Source organism: Pyxidicoccus sp. M15, assembly GCF_056858435.1.
Genome location: NZ_CM166495.1, coordinates 12,452,816 through 12,468,005 on the forward strand (window position 1 = coordinate 12,452,816; position 15,190 = coordinate 12,468,005).

At 69.5% G+C, this 15,190-nt stretch carries 14 protein-coding genes; 10 read left to right on the plus strand and 4 right to left on the minus strand.

Going from position 1 to position 15,190, the window contains the following annotated elements; all coding sequences use genetic code 11:
• Positions 1–16: 16 nt before the first annotated feature.
• From ACX9TP_RS46450 to ACX9TP_RS46470, 5 genes are all read left to right on the plus strand, one after another.
• Positions 17–628 carry an imm11 family protein gene (locus tag ACX9TP_RS46450; RefSeq protein ID WP_482977158.1) on the plus strand — a complete coding sequence of 204 codons (612 nt, stop codon included), beginning with the start codon at positions 17–19 and terminating at the stop codon, positions 626–628.
• A 5-nt stretch (positions 629–633) separates the two neighbouring features.
• A complete protein-coding gene (locus tag ACX9TP_RS46455; protein WP_482977159.1) occupies positions 634–1,419 on the plus strand; it encodes an Imm49 family immunity protein in 786 nt (261 codons plus the stop codon).
• A gap of 42 nt (positions 1,420–1,461) precedes the next feature.
• Positions 1,462–2,553: a hypothetical protein gene (locus ACX9TP_RS46460; RefSeq protein ID WP_482977160.1), complete on the plus strand. Its 1,092-nt coding sequence runs from the start codon at positions 1,462–1,464 to the stop codon at positions 2,551–2,553.
• Positions 2,554–2,735: 182 nt separating this feature from the next.
• A complete protein-coding gene (locus ACX9TP_RS46465) occupies positions 2,736–3,218 on the plus strand; it encodes an imm11 family protein (RefSeq protein WP_482977161.1) in 483 nt (160 codons plus the stop codon).
• Positions 3,219–3,222: 4 nt separating this feature from the next.
• On the plus strand, positions 3,223–3,816 hold the full coding sequence (locus tag ACX9TP_RS46470) for an imm11 family protein (RefSeq protein ID WP_482977162.1): 594 nt from the start codon (positions 3,223–3,225) through the stop codon (positions 3,814–3,816).
• Between the two features lie 12 nt (positions 3,817–3,828).
• On the opposite strand, the gene ACX9TP_RS46475 is transcribed toward ACX9TP_RS46470, so the two are convergent.
• The 3 genes from ACX9TP_RS46475 to ACX9TP_RS46485 all read right to left on the minus strand — a co-directional run bounded on the left by ACX9TP_RS46475 (position 3,829) and on the right by ACX9TP_RS46485 (position 5,953).
• A complete protein-coding gene (locus ACX9TP_RS46475) occupies positions 3,829–4,227 on the minus strand; it encodes an STAS/SEC14 domain-containing protein (RefSeq protein ID WP_163991464.1) in 399 nt (132 codons plus the stop codon).
• A 116-nt stretch (positions 4,228–4,343) separates the two neighbouring features.
• Entirely contained in the window at positions 4,344–4,841 is a 498-nt protein-coding gene (locus ACX9TP_RS46480; RefSeq protein ID WP_482977163.1) for a CinA family protein, read from the minus strand.
• Entirely contained in the window at positions 4,838–5,953 is a 1,116-nt protein-coding gene (locus tag ACX9TP_RS46485) for a GRAS family protein (protein WP_482977164.1), read from the minus strand. The genes ACX9TP_RS46480 and ACX9TP_RS46485 overlap by 4 nt, the downstream gene beginning before the upstream one ends.
• A 371-nt stretch (positions 5,954–6,324) precedes the next feature.
• Between ACX9TP_RS46485 and ACX9TP_RS46490 the strand changes: the two genes are divergently transcribed.
• The 3 genes from ACX9TP_RS46490 to ACX9TP_RS46500 all read left to right on the plus strand — a co-directional run bounded on the left by ACX9TP_RS46490 (position 6,325) and on the right by ACX9TP_RS46500 (position 12,290).
• Positions 6,325–8,013 carry an LVIVD repeat-containing protein gene (locus ACX9TP_RS46490; protein ID WP_482977165.1) on the plus strand — a complete coding sequence of 563 codons (1,689 nt, stop codon included), beginning with the start codon at positions 6,325–6,327 and terminating at the stop codon, positions 8,011–8,013.
• Between the two features lie 211 nt (positions 8,014–8,224).
• The gene (locus ACX9TP_RS46495) at positions 8,225–10,963 is read left to right on the plus strand and encodes a TonB-dependent receptor domain-containing protein (RefSeq protein ID WP_482977166.1); all 2,739 of its coding nucleotides are present in this window, start codon (positions 8,225–8,227) and stop codon (positions 10,961–10,963) included.
• Between the two features lies 1 nt (position 10,964).
• Positions 10,965–12,290 carry a hypothetical protein gene (locus tag ACX9TP_RS46500; protein WP_482977167.1) on the plus strand — a complete coding sequence of 442 codons (1,326 nt, stop codon included), beginning with the start codon at positions 10,965–10,967 and terminating at the stop codon, positions 12,288–12,290.
• Positions 12,291–12,300: 10 nt separating this feature from the next.
• Here ACX9TP_RS46500 and ACX9TP_RS46505 read toward each other — a convergent pair whose 3' ends face one another.
• The gene (locus ACX9TP_RS46505; RefSeq protein ID WP_482977168.1) at positions 12,301–12,903 is read right to left on the minus strand and encodes a hypothetical protein; all 603 of its coding nucleotides are present in this window, start codon (positions 12,901–12,903) and stop codon (positions 12,301–12,303) included.
• Between the two features lie 381 nt (positions 12,904–13,284).
• Between ACX9TP_RS46505 and ACX9TP_RS46510 the strand changes: the two genes are divergently transcribed.
• The gene (locus tag ACX9TP_RS46510; RefSeq protein ID WP_482977169.1) at positions 13,285–13,737 is read left to right on the plus strand and encodes a hypothetical protein; all 453 of its coding nucleotides are present in this window, start codon (positions 13,285–13,287) and stop codon (positions 13,735–13,737) included.
• A gap of 101 nt (positions 13,738–13,838) precedes the next feature.
• Positions 13,839–15,188 carry a glycoside hydrolase family 26 protein gene (locus tag ACX9TP_RS46515; protein ID WP_482977170.1) on the plus strand — a complete coding sequence of 450 codons (1,350 nt, stop codon included), beginning with the start codon at positions 13,839–13,841 and terminating at the stop codon, positions 15,186–15,188.
• The last annotated feature ends 2 nt before the right edge of the window (positions 15,189–15,190 follow it).

The following is a 15,190-nucleotide window of genomic DNA, read 5'->3' on the forward strand; positions in this document are numbered from 1 at the left end:
CAGGCCCTACCGCTTCATGAACGAACCCCAGATGATCCAGACGCGGTTTTCCTATGTCGTGGTGCCCTTCTTCCCGGGGCCGGAGATCGCCGCGACCGAGCCCGTCAACGACGTCCTTCCCCTTGCAGCCATGGCCCGCCGGGGCGTGCCGTTGGCTGCCCAATTCCCTCCAACGACGGAAATCACCCTGTCGACCAAGTCCGGTAGCCGATTTACGGACTTCATCTACACAATTGCCCGCCTCATTCTGGCTTCTGAGCGAGCCTGGGACCTGATGCGAGCCGAAGGCGTGAAGGAAGAGCAGGCCGAGTACCTGCCCTTCATCCTCAAGGACCGGAAGGGGCGCGTCCGCCCGGAGAAGTACGGTTTCGTCAATCCGCTGCTGAAGGTGCCCTGCTTCGACTTCGAGAAGTCCGCGTATGCACGACACGACGAAGAGACACCGGGGCGCCTTGCTGGAATCCGGCGACTCCACATCCACCCTGAGAAGGTCCCCGCGGATGTGAAGCTGTTCCGCCTCGCGGAGAACACCAGCACCACGCTCATCCGCACGGACCTGTTGGAGAAGCTCCAGGCGGCGGGCATGGAAGGGCTCCGCGGCATCGCCCTCGGCGCATTGCTGGAGTAACGCGCATGGGCCTCAAGAAACTAGAGCTCCTCATCCACAGCATGGAGTTGCGCCTCGTGGACAACCTGGGGCGCCTCTCCGAGGAGGGGCCCGAGCCCGGGCTCACGCTCGAGACCTGCAGCCTCTATCGCCGCAGTGGCCTGGGTGTCCTGCTGGCAAGCCACGACGCAGACACCTGCCGAGAGCGGCTCTCCGAAGCCGCTCGGCTGTTCCTGATGTTCCTGCAGGCCCACCAGCCCCTTTCCGAGGTGGACACCAAGACCCGGTACTACCTGGCCCGTGGCCGGGGAGAGTTCCTGCTGGATGCGCTCTGCGCCGGTGACGTGGAGCTCACCCGCGAACTCAATGAAGCCCTGCCTGCGGCATGGATGCCCGACTCGGAAAACGAAGAGGACTTCCTATACCTCAAGCTCCTGCCCGCGCTCATGCCCGGCGCGGGCCCGGAGTCGCCACCGGCGGAAGACACCCAGCGGCTGGCGCGACTGCTTGCGGAGCTCGACACCCCTCGCCTGAAGGCCCTGGACGCACTGCTGCGCAACCACGAGCGCGACTTCGAGGATGCGCTGGCGGCGGTGACAGCGGAGTGGCGAGAAGGCATCGAGAACGCGCGCGACTCAGGCCCGGTGGACCCCTTCCATGACCGGACGGAGGCGCACGTGTTCATCGAGGGCACCGCGCTCGTGCGGGTCGCCCGGCAGCGGGGAATCAAGACCGCGCAGCAGTACCCCTTCATCCCCGCGACGCTCCTCCGGCCCTCCAAGAGCGTCTTTTCCCGGAGGAGCACGCGCTAGCCGGGGCGCGTTCCCTCCTCGATTCATGTTCGGACACGCCACGTGAGACTCGCCATCACCGGTCTGGGAATGCTCAGCACCATCGGGGAAGACGTCGTCACGGCGTGTGCCTCCCTTCGAGCCGGGCTCTCGCGTCCAGCGCCCCTTCCCTTCGAGGTGTTCTCCGAAGACGAGGAGGAGGGCTCGGCCCCCGTCATGGGACATCCGCTGAAGGGTGTCGCGGACGGGTACGAGGGAGTGGGCCTCTACACGCGACTGGCGGCGCAGGCGCTCCAGGATCTGGTGCGGTACGCGGGCCTGACGCCCGGCGACTCCGCCTTCTGGCGCTCCACCGCGCTCTACGTCTGCCTTTCTCCGCCGCGTAATGACGAACTGGCTCCCATCATCGAGGAGCTCTTCTCCGAGCGCCTCATCCCCTCCATCCTGGATGAGGTCGAGCTGCCCATCTCCCTGGCGAACGCGCACCTGGTCACGCTGGGGCATGCTTCGGTCCTCACGGCCATCCACGCCGTGGGCGCGGAAGTCGAGGCGGGGCGCATCGCACGAGCCATCATCCTCGGCGTGGACAGCCTCGTGGGAGACGACGACCTGGCTTGGTTTTCCCAGCAAGGCCGGCTCAAGGTGGGGGGACAGGTCGTGGGGCTCATGCCGGGACAGGCGAGCGCGGCGGTGCTCGTGGAGCACGAGCCAGAGGCCAAACGCCGCCAGGCCCGGGTGGAGGCGCTCATTGAAGGCGTTCAGCTCGACAAGGAAGCGCAGAGCCGCGCCCAGCGGCAGCGGGGCTCCGGAGCCGGCGTGGCCGGCGTCGTGGCCCGGACGCTGAAAGGCCGCCAGCAGGTTGCCGACATCTATGCCGACCTGAATGGCGAAGAGGCACGGGCCTACGAGTGGGGAACCGCGCTGGTTCGCCTGTCTTCGACCCACGAACTCCCCACGAGCATCCACTGTCCCGCCATTTCCCTGGGTGACACGGGGGCCGCGAGCGGCGCCATCTCCATCGCCGCCGCCGTGCGCTCGCTGGTTCGCGGCTATGCGTTGGGAGATGAAATCCTGGTGTGGTCCAGCTCGGACACGGGCGAGGTGGCCTCGGCGCTCATCACCCGCGCGAAGGCGAATCCGAACTCCGGTCGCTGAGCACGACAACCCTTCAGGTCCAGCGTCTACTGGCCTACCATGTGAGGGCCTTCAGGCGAGCCCCACATGACCCAGTCACGCTTTTCCTATGTCGTGGTGCCCTTCTTCCCTGGGCCAGAGAGATCGCCGCGACCGAGCCCGTCAACGACGTCCTTCCTCTTCCAGTCCTCGCCCGCCGGGGCGTGCCGCTGGCCTCCAAGTTCCCCCCGACGACGGAAGTCACCCTGTCCACGAAGTCTGGCGGCCGCTTCACGGACTTCATCTATACGATTGCACGCCTCATCCTGGCTTCTGAGCGAGCCTGGGACCTGATGCGAGCTGAAGGCGTGAAGGAGGAGCAGGCCGAGTACCTGCCCTTCATCCTCAAAGACCGGAAGGGGCGCGTGCGGCCGGAGAAGTACGGTTTCGTCAATCCGCTGCTGAAGGTGCCCTGCTTCGACTTCGAGAAGTCCGATTACGCACCACTTCCCACCAATACACCGGGACGCCTAGCTGGAATCTCTCGGCTTCACATCCTCCCTGAGAAGATCCCCGAGGACGTAAAGCTGTTCCGCCTTGCGGAGAACACGAACACCACGCTCATCCGCACGGACCTGCTGGAGAAGCTCCAGGCGGCGGGCATGGAAGGCCTGCGCGGCATCGCCCTCGGCGAGCTGCTGGAATAGCAAGATGCCCCAGACACGCTTTTCCTATGTCGTGGTCCCCTTCTTCCCTGGGCCGGAGATTGCCGCGACCGAGCCCGTCGACGACTCCATTCCCCCCGCCCTGTCCTTCCGGGGCGTGCCGCTGGCGGCCCATTTCCCTCCCACGACGGAAATCACCCTGTCGACCAAGTCCGGCAGCCGCTTCACGGACTTCATCTACACGATTGCCCGCGTCATCCTGGCTTCTGAGCGAGCCTGGGACCTGATGCGAGTCGAAGGCGTCAAAGAGGAGCAGGCCGAGTACCTGCCCTTCATCCTCAAGGACCGGAAGGGGAAGCCCCGGCCCGAGAAGTACGGCTTCGTCAATCCGCTGCTGAAGGTGCCCTGTTTCGACTCCGAGAAGTCCGTGTATAGACGGCACTCCATCGAGACACCGGGGCGCCTTGCTGGAATCCGGCGGCTCCACATCCATCCCGAGAAGGTCCCCGGGGACGCGAAGCTCTTCCGCCTCGCGGAAGACACCGACACCACGCTCATCCGCACGGACCTGCTCGAGAAGCTCCAGGCCGCGGGCATGGAAGGCCTGCGCGGCATCGCGCTCGGGGAGCTGCTGGAGTAGGCCCCGCGCCGCTCACACTCCCGGATGCATCCCCATGTCCTCGTCGCCGTGGATGAGCCACTGGCGTGCGGAGGACTCCTGCCAGAAGCGCCGCAGAATCCGGTCCGTGTGGCTCTCGCGGGCAATCCGGTTGAGCTGCAGCGCCACAATCTGGCTCTCCACCAGCTCCGCCACCCGCACCACGCCCGAGCGCAGCCCGTACTCCTGCACGCGGCGAATCATGTCCGCGGCTTCCGGTGACGCGGGCTTGAACGTGCGCACGTCCGCCTTGATTTTGATGTCCTTCCCCGACAGCGAGTCGGTGGCGCCACGCAGCTCCGCCACGAAGCGCTGCATCTCCTCCACGCGGATGTAGCCGTCGAGGATGAAGTCCACGATGCCGTGCTGCCGGTCGACCTCTATCTGGAACACCGGGCTCTCCTTCTTGCGCAGGGAATTACGGGGTGAGCCGCTCTGGCGTGATTAGGAGAGTAGAGAAGCGAGACACCTGCCGATAGGCGTCCAGCAGGGCGGGAGCAGCGTTCAATTCATGATTGCGACCCCAGCCTGTCGAGCAGCAGCTCCAGCGTGCGCTCCGCGATGGCACGACGCACCGCGCTCCGGTCTCCGGTGAAGACGTGGCGCTCCACCGTGGCCTTCCCGCCCCGGCGCAGCACCGCGACGAAGGCCAGCCCCACCGGCTTGTGCGGCGTGCCTCCCGTCGGCCCGGCGATGCCCGTCTCCGCCACCGCCCAGTCCGCGCGCGAGCGCTCCAGCGCCGCGTGGGCCAGCGCCTCCACCGCCTCCGCGCTCACCGAGCCATGCGCCTGGAGCAACTCCAGCGGCACACCGAGCTGCTCCACCTTGGACTCGTTCGAGTACGGAATGAAGCCGCGCTCCACCACCGCCGACGCGCCCGGCACGTCCGTCAGCCGCGCGCACACGAGGCCGCCCGTGCACGCCTCCACCAGCACCAACCGCACGCCCGTCTCACGGCAGCGCCGCAAGACCTTCGCCGCCAGCACGTCCGGTGTCTCGCTCGTCATCCGCGTCCCTCCGCCGGCCGTGCGCCCAGCACCGCCACCAGCGTGTCTTCCCGGTAGGAGATTCCCACGAAGCCGCGCTCCCGTCGCAGCGTCACCGCCGGGTGGATGTCCGCGGGCCTCACCCGCTCCAGTCCCTCCAGCGCCTCGAAGCCCGCGCGGCGCAGCCGGTCCATCCACGACTGCGCCGTCTCGTGGCGCTCACAGCGGGCGGACTCGTCCACCGTGCCCACCACGTCATCCACCTCGCGGCCGAAGAACCGCTTTATCGCCGCGCGCTCCGCCCTCGGCACGTCCAGCGTGTCCAGCAACTCGAACACCCGCGTGAAGTGGTTCCACGCGTTGCGGAAGCGCTCACGCACCGGCGCGCGGTGGTGGTCCACGTTGGGCTCGCACAGCACCAGCCCCGTCGGCTCCAGCGCGCGCAGGCGTCGCAGCACCGCGTCGCGCGCCGTGCCCCCGCTGTCGGGCGCCTCGGCCACGTGGTGCAGCGCGAAGGCCGCGTTCACCACCAGCGGCCGGGGCACCCCGCGCAGCGCCGCCCACGTCGCGTCCGCCAGCGCCTCCACTGGCGCCTCCAGCCCCACGAAGCGCACGGTCGCGCCCACCTCACGCGCCACCTCCGCCACCGTGGCCTCCGCCTGGCGCAGGCTGGCGCCGCTCGGGTCCACGCCCACCAGCGTCAGCCGCTTCGGCAGCGCGCCCGCCCGCGCCAGCTCGCGTAGCAGCCCCCGCTCCTGCCGCCCCTGGCCGATGCCCACGTCCAGCAGCGTGGCCTCGCCGTGCCCACGCAGCAGGCCCACCAGCACCGCGTTGGCCACCGCGTCCGCCGCCGACGCCAGCGGCATGTGCGCCATCAGCAGGCGGAACAAATCAATCTGCCGCGGCTCGGCTTCCGGCTCCGGTTGCAGGTACGGGTTGCGCGGTACCGCGCTCGCGCCCTCCAGCCGCCGTGAGAGCGCCGTGGCGAAGAGGAGGTAGTGCAAATCCTCCGAGACGCCCTGCACGTCCAGCAGCGCGTACAGGGCGAGGAGCGCCTCCGCCGCCTGTGTGGACCGGCCCGCCAGCGCATGCTCCAACCCCTGGAGCAGCAGCTCATCCTTCGGCGTGCGCATGGGCCTGCCCTCCGTTCCCACACCGCGTGCGTTCATTGAGTTTGAAAAAGAGTAATGACGCACGCGCACGTGCCTCCAGGTGCGCGCGCCGCCTGCCCCTCCCTCCGTGGGCTGGCCCACATGCTTCATGCCCCGCGAGGCCGAAGCGTGTGCGGCCGTCCACCCATGGCCTGCCCCCACGTCCCATGCCTCGGAAGGCGCACACATGTCCCACCGTGGACGCGCGCTGAAGGTCCGCTCACTCCGTCCACCCCGTGAGTCAGGAAAGTTGTCCTCCGCCGCTCGCCAGGCCCCACCCCCGGCCCATCGTCGCGCTCGGAGGCCATCCCTACCGTGCGCCCCCTTCGAGGAACCGGATGCACGGAGGACGCATGGCTGGAGCGACGAGGACGTGGCGGATGCTCGCGGGGCTGTTGGCGCTGGCCGGGGCCTGGGGGAGCGTGGCCCGGGCGCAGGACTCCAGCTGGAAGCACCCGCGCTTTCCTCCCGTGGTGGACACGCCCTTCAAGAAGGTGCCGCGCCCCATCATCGGTGCCCTGCGCCAGCCGCTGCACGAGTTGCCGCAGAACGACAACTTCGAGCTCGTCGGCTACCACCCGCTGCCCAACCCGGGAGACACCATCGCCCGGGGCCGCAACGGGCCCACCGGCATCTCCGGCGACTGTCTCTACGTGGGCAGCCGCATCGGTCGGAGACCTGGCACCGGCCCGCTGTTCGGCACCCCGCCGCTGCCGCCCGAGGTGCTCATCGTCGACATCTCCAACCCGCGCCGGCCGAAGCCCGTGGGCGCGCTCCCGACGATTCTCAACGCCACCTCGCGCGAGCTGCGCACCATCCCCGACGCGCACACGCTCATCATCATGAACTTCCGGGAGACGGGCGAGGACAGCGGCGCGGTGAACAACTACCAAATCTATGACATCACCGACTGCCGCCGTCCGGTGCTGCGGCAGACGCTTTCGCTCGGCGTCGACCGGCCACACGAGTTCTTCCTGTGGAGAGACCCGCGCGAGCCGGCGCGCTTCCTCCTCTATTCCTCCATCCACCTGGGTGACGTGCGCGAGCCTTCGCTGCGCGTCTTCGAGCTGATGGCGCCCCCGGACGGCCCCATCAGCCCCGAGCCGGTGGCCACCTTCACCCTCACGCCCGCCGTCCCCCGCGTGCAGCCGGTGCCACCCTTCGAGTGGCGCGACGACCACTTCGTCTTCGACACGGAGAAGCCTCCCGTGCAGCGCAACAACGTGCACTCGATGTCCGTTTCGCCGGACGGCACGCGCGTGTACGTGGCCAACATCCACGGTGGCTACTACGTGCTGGACAGCTCGCGGCTGGCGAACCGGGAGCCGTGCACCCGCGACACCGTCACCGTGGACGAGACGAGCAACACGGACCCCAACCTGTGCCTGCGCAAGCTGAACCCAGACCCGGACGCGCGTGTGGACTTCACGCCGCCGTACGCGTGGACGGAGCACTCGGTGTACCCGGTGCCGGGCCGGCCGTACCTGGTCATCTCCGGCGAGCGCAATGGCACGGAGACGTGCCCGTGGAGCTGGGGGCACATCCTGGACATCTCCAACGAGCGGCGGCCGCAGGTCGTGGCGCGCTACATGCTGCCGGAGAACCTGGAGCCCAACTGCGTGCCCGGCGGACCGGGAGACCCGTCGCTCCTGCGCGAGTTCTCCCCGCACCAGCAGCTCGTCTTCCCCAACCTCTTCTTCGTCTCCTGGTACTCGGCGGGGCTGCGCGTGTGGGACATCGCCAACCCGGTGCTGCCGATGGAGGTGGGCGTCTACGTGCCGAGGCCCGCCTCCCGCGTGGTGGAGCGCTTCCGCGACAGCCCCGACGTGTGGATGTGGCCGCACCCCATCCTCTACAACGGCCTCATCTACATCACCGACGAGAACAGCGGCCTCTACGTGCTGCGCTACAAGGGCCCCCGCGCCCACGAGCTTCCCCGGCGGGGACTCTTCGTGAGCAACACCAACTACCTCGCCCCACCTCCGCTGCCTCCGCGCACCGCGCACGAGCAGACGCCGGTGGCTCCGGACGACGGGCCGTAGGAAGAAGTCGCACGTGTCGCTGACCGCGCCTGCCGGGGAAGGGCGCCGCCAGGGCCCGCGGACGACACCCCGTGGAAAAAATCGCGGAGTCTCTGACCGCGCCAGCCGGGTGGGGGGTCTTGAGGAGAGTCCCCCTGGCTGATATCGGCGGCGTCCGCGAACCGCACCGGCCGGAGTGTCTGTTTCGCGAGCTTCGGTGTTGGTGCGTGTGATGCGACCGCAACGCTTCTGCCTTCTCGTCCTGCTCCTCGTGGCGCGGGGGCCCGGCGTCGCGGGTGCCCAGGGCGTGCCCTCTCCCGCCAGCGAGCACCGCGCGGTGGAGGTGGACGTCCAGGCCACCGACGCGGGTACGTCCGTGTCCGCCGAGGACGCCGAGCACCTGGGCCTCACCTCCGGCGAGCTGGTGCCGCCCACGCTGGTGACGGAGTCCCCCGCCGCGTGGCCCGAAGGGCTGGAGGGCACGCCCGGCGAGGTGACGCTGGAATTGCTCGTGGACGCGCAGGGCGCGGTGGCAGAGGTGAAGGTGGTGCGGGCCCCGGACGAGCCTCGCCTCACCGAGGCCGCGCTGAAGGCCGCGCCCGGCCTGCGCTTCACCCCGGCCACGCTGGGCGGCACATCGGTGGCGGTGCGCCTGCCCTTCGTCTACCGCTTCGCGCCGCCCGTCCAGGTGCCCGCGGCCACCGCGCACCTGACGGGCGAGGTGCGCGCCCGGGGCACGCGCCGGCCCCTCGCCGACGCCACCCTCTTCCTCGACGGCAGCACCGAGCCCGCGGGCACCGTGGACGCGCGGGGGCGCTTCACGCTGGAAGTCCCTCCCGGCTCCCACCGCGTGGAGGTGCGCGCGCCCGGCCACCAGTCGGCGACGTTCGAGGAGACGGTGACGCAGGGCCAGTCCGTGCAGGTCGTCTACCGCCTGCAACCCGGCCGCGTGAATCCCTACGAGACGGTGGTGCGCGACGAGCGGCCGCGCACGGAAGTCACCCGCATCAGCCTGCACGAGCAGGAGCTTCGCGAGGTGCCCGGCACGCTGGGAGACCCGTTCCGCGTCGTCATGCTGATGCCGGGCGTGGGCAGCATCGCCTCGGGCGTGAGCTACCCGGTGGTGCGCGGCAGCCAGCCGGCGGCCACCGGCTTCTTCCTCGATGGCGTGCGCATCCCCATGCTGTACCACCTGCTGCTGGGGCCGGCCGTGGTGCACCCGGACTTCATCGACACCGTGGACTTCTACCCGGGCACGCCGCCGGTGCAGTTCGGCCGCCTCCTGGGGGGCGCGGTGGAGGGACGCCTCTCACGGCCCCGCGAGGACCGGCTGCACTTCACCGCGTACGCGGACCTCATCAACAGCGGCGGCTTCATCGAGTACCCCTTCGAGAAGACGGGCACCTCCGTCAGCGTCGCGGGTCGCGTCAGCTACACGGGACTCCTGATTGGACTGGGCCAGCGGCTGGTCTCCCATGCGCAGTCGGAGAAGCTGCACGCCACCTTCTACGACTACCAGGCGCGCGTGGAGCAGAAGGTGGGCGAGGGGCGGGTGCGGCTCTTCGCCCTGGGAAGCTCGGATGACGTGGGCTCGAGCCCGTCCATGGAGTGGGAGGGCAACACGGGTGGGAGCATCGTGTCCCGCTTCCACCGGGTGGACCTGCGCGGCACGCACCCGTGGGCGGGAGGCGAGGCGGAGGTGGGCTTCACGGTGGGCTGGGACACGATGGCCTTCGCCGGCCAGGAGACGGTGCTCGACGCGGGCGGCGCGCTGGGGGTGAGGGACGCGGGCGAGTACGGGCTGGCCCAGACGACGTACTCCGTGCGCGCGGGCTGGAAGCGCCACCTCTCCGACACGCTGGAGGTGGCCGTGGGCGGCGACGTGGAGCACCGGCGTGCCGCCACCGTCATCACCGGCACCGCCGTGGCCCCCGGCCAGCAGCCCGGCGTGACGGGAGACCCGCTGAAGAGTCCCTCGTCGCTGGCCACCTTCTCCGGCGCGTACGCGACGGCCACATGGCGACCCGCGGAGACCTGGCTCGTGCAGCCCGGCGTGCGCGTGGACGCGTACCACCTGGTGCCCGGCATCACCCACACCACCGTGGAGCCGCGCCTCACCGTGCGCCACCAGCTCACGGACGCCCTGGTCCTCAAGGGCGGCGCGGGCCTCTTCCACCAGCCGCCCACCGTGCTGCTGCACGTGCCCGCGCTGGACACCGCCGGCCTGCGCTACGGCCTCCAGGCCGGCGCGCAGTTCGACGTGGGCGCCGAGTGGAAGGCCAGGGAGGGGCTGGAGGTGAGCGGCGACGTCTTCTACAACCCACTGTCGCGCGCGGTGGAGTTCGATGTCCTGGAGGTCGCGGAGAACCGACGCCGGGGCAGCCTGGGCGAGGACCCCGCCACCACCGGCTACGCCTACGGCTTCGAGCTGATGGCGCGCCACCCGCTGGGCGGCAACTGGTTCGGCTGGGCCTCGTACAGCTTCCTCCAGAGCCGGCGCCGCGTGCGCATCGAACGGTACGGGGATGACAACCGCGTCATCGAGACGGTGGAGGGCACCCTGCCCTTCGCCTTCGAGCAGGCGCACGTCCTCAACGCCGCGCTCAGCTACAAGTTCGACACGTGGACGTTCGGCACGGTGGTGCACTTCAACACCGGCCGGCCCGAGTCCGGGCAGGTGTCCACGCAGACGCACCGCCTGGTGACGGACCCCGCCGGAAACCCGCGGTGGGTGCGCGTGGACGAGGACCGCGTCGAGCGGCTGGGCAGCTTCTTCCGCGTGGACTTCCGCGCCGCGAAGTCGTGGGCCATGGAGGACTTCACGCTCGACGCGTACCTGGATGTGCTCAACATCTCCGCCCAGTGGGAGACGTTCGGCTACGACTACCGCCTGGACACCTCGGGCCCGGTGCGCGAGCCGCTGCGCCTGCCCGTCATCCTTCCCATGCTCGGCCTGAAGGGGACCTACTGACATGCGCGCTTCGTCCCTGCCCCTGATTGCGCTCCTCGTCACCGGCTGTAATCGGATGCCGGAGGACCCCATCTTCATGTACGGCCAGGTGAAGCACCCGGACGGCTCACCGGCCGGCGGCACGCCGCTGCGCCTGGAGCGCGCGCTGGACAGCTTCGACCACCTGCCCGGAGGCCCCAGCTACGTGGAGGGCCGCGTGTGGAAGTACGAGCCGTTCTCGGAGGGCACCACGGAGGCCTCGGGACGCTTCACGCTGGAGGCCCTGTCCCAGGACCTCACCTCGGAGGCCTATGTGGAGGAGAGCGGCTACTACGGCACCCTGTGGCACCGCTTCCGCGTGTACCCGCCCCTCGAAGCGGACGGCAGCGGCGTCTTCGTCGCCTTCGTCGCCGACGATGACGTGGAGCTGCCACCGCTCCAGCCGTGGGCCTCGGGCGTCGCGGTGGGCGACGGGCCCTCGCTGACCTTCGCCGCGGCGCCGCCCGTGCCGGAGCTGCCTCCCTCCGCAACGCTGCCGCAGGTCTTCGTGGGCAGCCCCGAGGACCCCATCACCGCCCTTCCCAGCACCCCCGAGCCGGTGGTGCAGCTCGTGGGCGGTGACGGGCTGGTGTGGCAGCAGGTGGCGGCCACCTCTCCCTGGACTCCCAGCCCCTACGTGCTGGAGGACTTCGACGGAGTGGAGGCCCAGGTCCGCGCGGCCAGCGCGGGCCAGTGGTACTTCGAGCCGCTGCTCGCCGAGCCCAGCTCGCTGACGTTCCGCCTGGAGTGGCGAAGCCCGCGCGTCGCCCTGCCTGCAGGCGCCCTGCGGCCCGTGAGCCGGGGCAGGCCGTGCAACGCGGGCCCCGTGGACCGCCCGTGTCCCTACACGGATGGGAAGCTCGAGAGCGTGGTGACGCGCCCGTCGAGCGACGAGAGCATCTTCGATGGCGGCGTGGAGGTGCTGACCTTCACCCTGGACGCCCCCACGCGCCTGCGCAGGCTGGTGGTGCGCGACCTGGAGACGACGCTCGACGACATGGCCCGCATGCGGCTGGTGCTGGAGGGCAGCGTGGACGGCGGGACGTGGACGCAGCTGGGGAGCTTCGTCCAGGTGAATCACGTGGAGAACCCGCACCGGCAACTCCTGGACTTCGGCCTGCGGGACACCGCCACCGACAGCCCCTTCGACAGGCCGATGGACCTCTGGACGCCGCCCGTCTTCCTCGACGCGCCCCTCACCGGGGAGCTGCCGGTGCGCTACGTGCGGCTGTACGTCATGCCGGAGGACGGGGACGGGACGTGGAAGGGCCGGCTGTGGAAGCTGGGAGAGGTCTCCCTGTTCGAGTAGGCCGCTCCCGTCAGAAGCGGCCGCCCAGCCCGAAGACGGCCCTGTCGTTGACGAACCCCATCGTCGGAGCGAGCCCCAGCGGCAGGCCCCGCGGCGCGCCCTGCGTGAGCTTGCGGCGCGCGCCGCTCAGGGCCGCGCGTGCCCGGGAGCCCTTCACGGCCTCGTCCCCGCTACAGTCCGCACCGTCCTCGGTGCACGTGGAGGAGCAGTCCGCCCCCTCCTCGGAGCAGCCGACCGCCTCGAGGTAGCCCATGCCGAGCAGGAGGCCCAGGCCCGTCCCCATCAGCAGGACGCGGCCGCAGCCCACGCTCCTCGACGAGTCCATGCTTCCATAGATACAGAGCGCGACGCCTCCGAGGAATCCCGTCCCGGTGAGGATGAGGGGCACCAGCCAGAGGTGCATGGGGACGTCCGGGCTCGTCGTGGTGACGGTGACGTCCACCGGTGAGAGCGCGCGGACGTGGCCGCTCCCCGCCCACGGCGTGCGCGTGTCCAGCAGGCGCGCGGACCGCGAGGCCCCGGTGAAATCAAACGCGCGGCCTTCTGCCCAGACGACGCCCGGAGCCAGCAACGACAGCCAGAGCAAGGTGAACGCAGCGACACGCCTCTTCATGCGACAGCTCCTACACGGTGGGCTCGGCCGACCACCGCGAGCGGGAAGAGCAAGCCACGTGCCTTCCGCGCTCCGGGTGCAACCCACGCGCTCCACGCGTGGGTCGTGCACCGCGCTGCACAGGTGGGGACGGCCCTCCGGACATGGGTGTCGCATTCTCGCGCCACTGGATTGCATCTGCGCCCGGTGACGCGGTTGCGGCACTCACGCGGAGTCCCACGTCACCGGCGTGTCCCTCACCGCGCAGGGCGGATTCGGCGCGTACGACGTCTTCATCGCGCGCTTCAGCCACCAGGAGCGTACTTTTACAGGTAGTTCTGTTTTACCTGTATCTCGGGGATACTGGGTTCGCCGCACCAACCGCATCCGCAGGAGAAACCCATGTCCATCCAGCGTGTCGTGAAGCACCTTCAGTTCGGGGCCGTGCTCGTGTCGGCGGCAGCCCTGCTCGGTGCCTGTGGCGAGCCCCTCGCCGGTGAGGAGGCCGGACAGGAGGCGGCCGGTACGGGCGACACCGTCGCCGCCTTCGACATTCTTCCCCCGACGGCGACGATGGGTTGCACGAAGGTGGGGACGAACGTCTCGTGCTCCGGCAGCGGCGCCAACGGGGTGACGCCGTACACGTACCAGTGGCAGGTGGTGGATGACTTCGGAGGCGGCTCGACGAGCCCCTACTGGTACAACGGCACCACCTCGTACAACGACTACTGCCAGTTCGGCCTCTACACGTACGGGACGTACTGGACGAAGTACATCCGGTTCCGCATCGTCGACGCGAACAGCTACGTGTCGAACGAGGTGACGAAGAGCTACAGGTGCTGGACCCCGAACTAGCACGCCGCACGGAGGCTCCGGGCGTGAAGCGCGCCACGCCCGGAGTCGCCGCGTCTTCGCGCGTCGCAGGACTTCACCTCTTCCGGAAGACCCGCACCGCCATGAGCCCGCACTCCAGAAACGTCCTCGCCTTCGTCGTCACCTCGCTGGTGGCCCTTGGCGCCCCGGCCGCGCCGCTGACAGGTGTCTACCGTGGCGAGGTCTACTCCCAGCCGAACGCCGTCAACGCCTACTCGAGCTGGCTCGGCTACGACGTCACCCTGGGCCAGGGCCACCAGGCGAAGGACGGCTGGGCCAACATCGAGAACCCCACCTGGCAGCTCCAGTCCTGGGGCGCCTGGGTGCGCGCGAAGGCGGGGCGGCGGCTCAACTACTCGGTGGCCATGTTCCCCACCGGGCAGGGCTCGCTGGCCCAGTGCGCGCAGGGGCTCTACGACTTCCGCTTCCGGAACCTGGCCAACAACCTGGTGGCCAATGGGCTCCAGCGAAGCATCCTCCGCCTGGGCTGGGAGTTCAGCGGGAGCTGGATGCCGTGGTACTCGGGCAACGGGCAGCAGGCGAACTTCGCCGCGTGCTTCCGCAACATCGTGACGGCCATGCGCGCCGCGCAGCCGTCCGCCGGGTTCGAGTTCGACTGGAACCCCAACTACGACATCGCCTCGGGCGACCTGGCCGCGACGTACCCGGGTGACGCGTACGTCGACTACATCGGGTTCGACCTGTACGACCAGGGCTGGAATGGGCGCTACCCGATTCCGGCCGGCTGCACGGGCACGTGCCAGCTGGACCGGTGGAAGCAGAACTGGGACATCCAGTTCGCTCCGGCGCTGACGAAGTTCCGCACCTTCGCCCAGTCCCACGGCAAGCGGCTCTCCGTCCCCGAGTGGGGCGTGAATGACGCGGCGACCACGGGCGGCGGCGACAACACGTACTACGTCCAGCAGATGCTAGCCTTCATCTTCAACACGGCCAACAACGTGGGCTACCACTCCTACTTCGACGTCCAGGCGGGCGACGGGCACCACCAGCTCTCCAACGTGGACAGCAGCGGCGGCCACACGTTCCAGACCGAGTTCCCCAACGCCGCGGCCGTGTTCAAGAACCACTTCGCCAGCCAGACTCCCGTCGTCTCGACGACGCGGGCCACGGTGAGCCCGGCGACGGTGACGCGCGGCCAGGGCTTCCAGGTGGTCGCGTCCGTCTCCTCCTCCACCGCCCGGACGCTGGTGGTGAAGTACGAGATTCGCTCCGCCTCCAACTCCGCGCTCATCACGTCGCAGAGCTACACGGCCCAGGCCTTCACCGCGGGGCAGACGCGCACGTACAGCACGGCCTTCACCATTCCCACGTCCAGCCCCGCCGGGACGTACCGCGTGGACACGCTGGTCTACACGGCCGACTGGTCACAGACGCTGCTCTACCGGAACGACACGACCTTCACCGCGAACTGAGG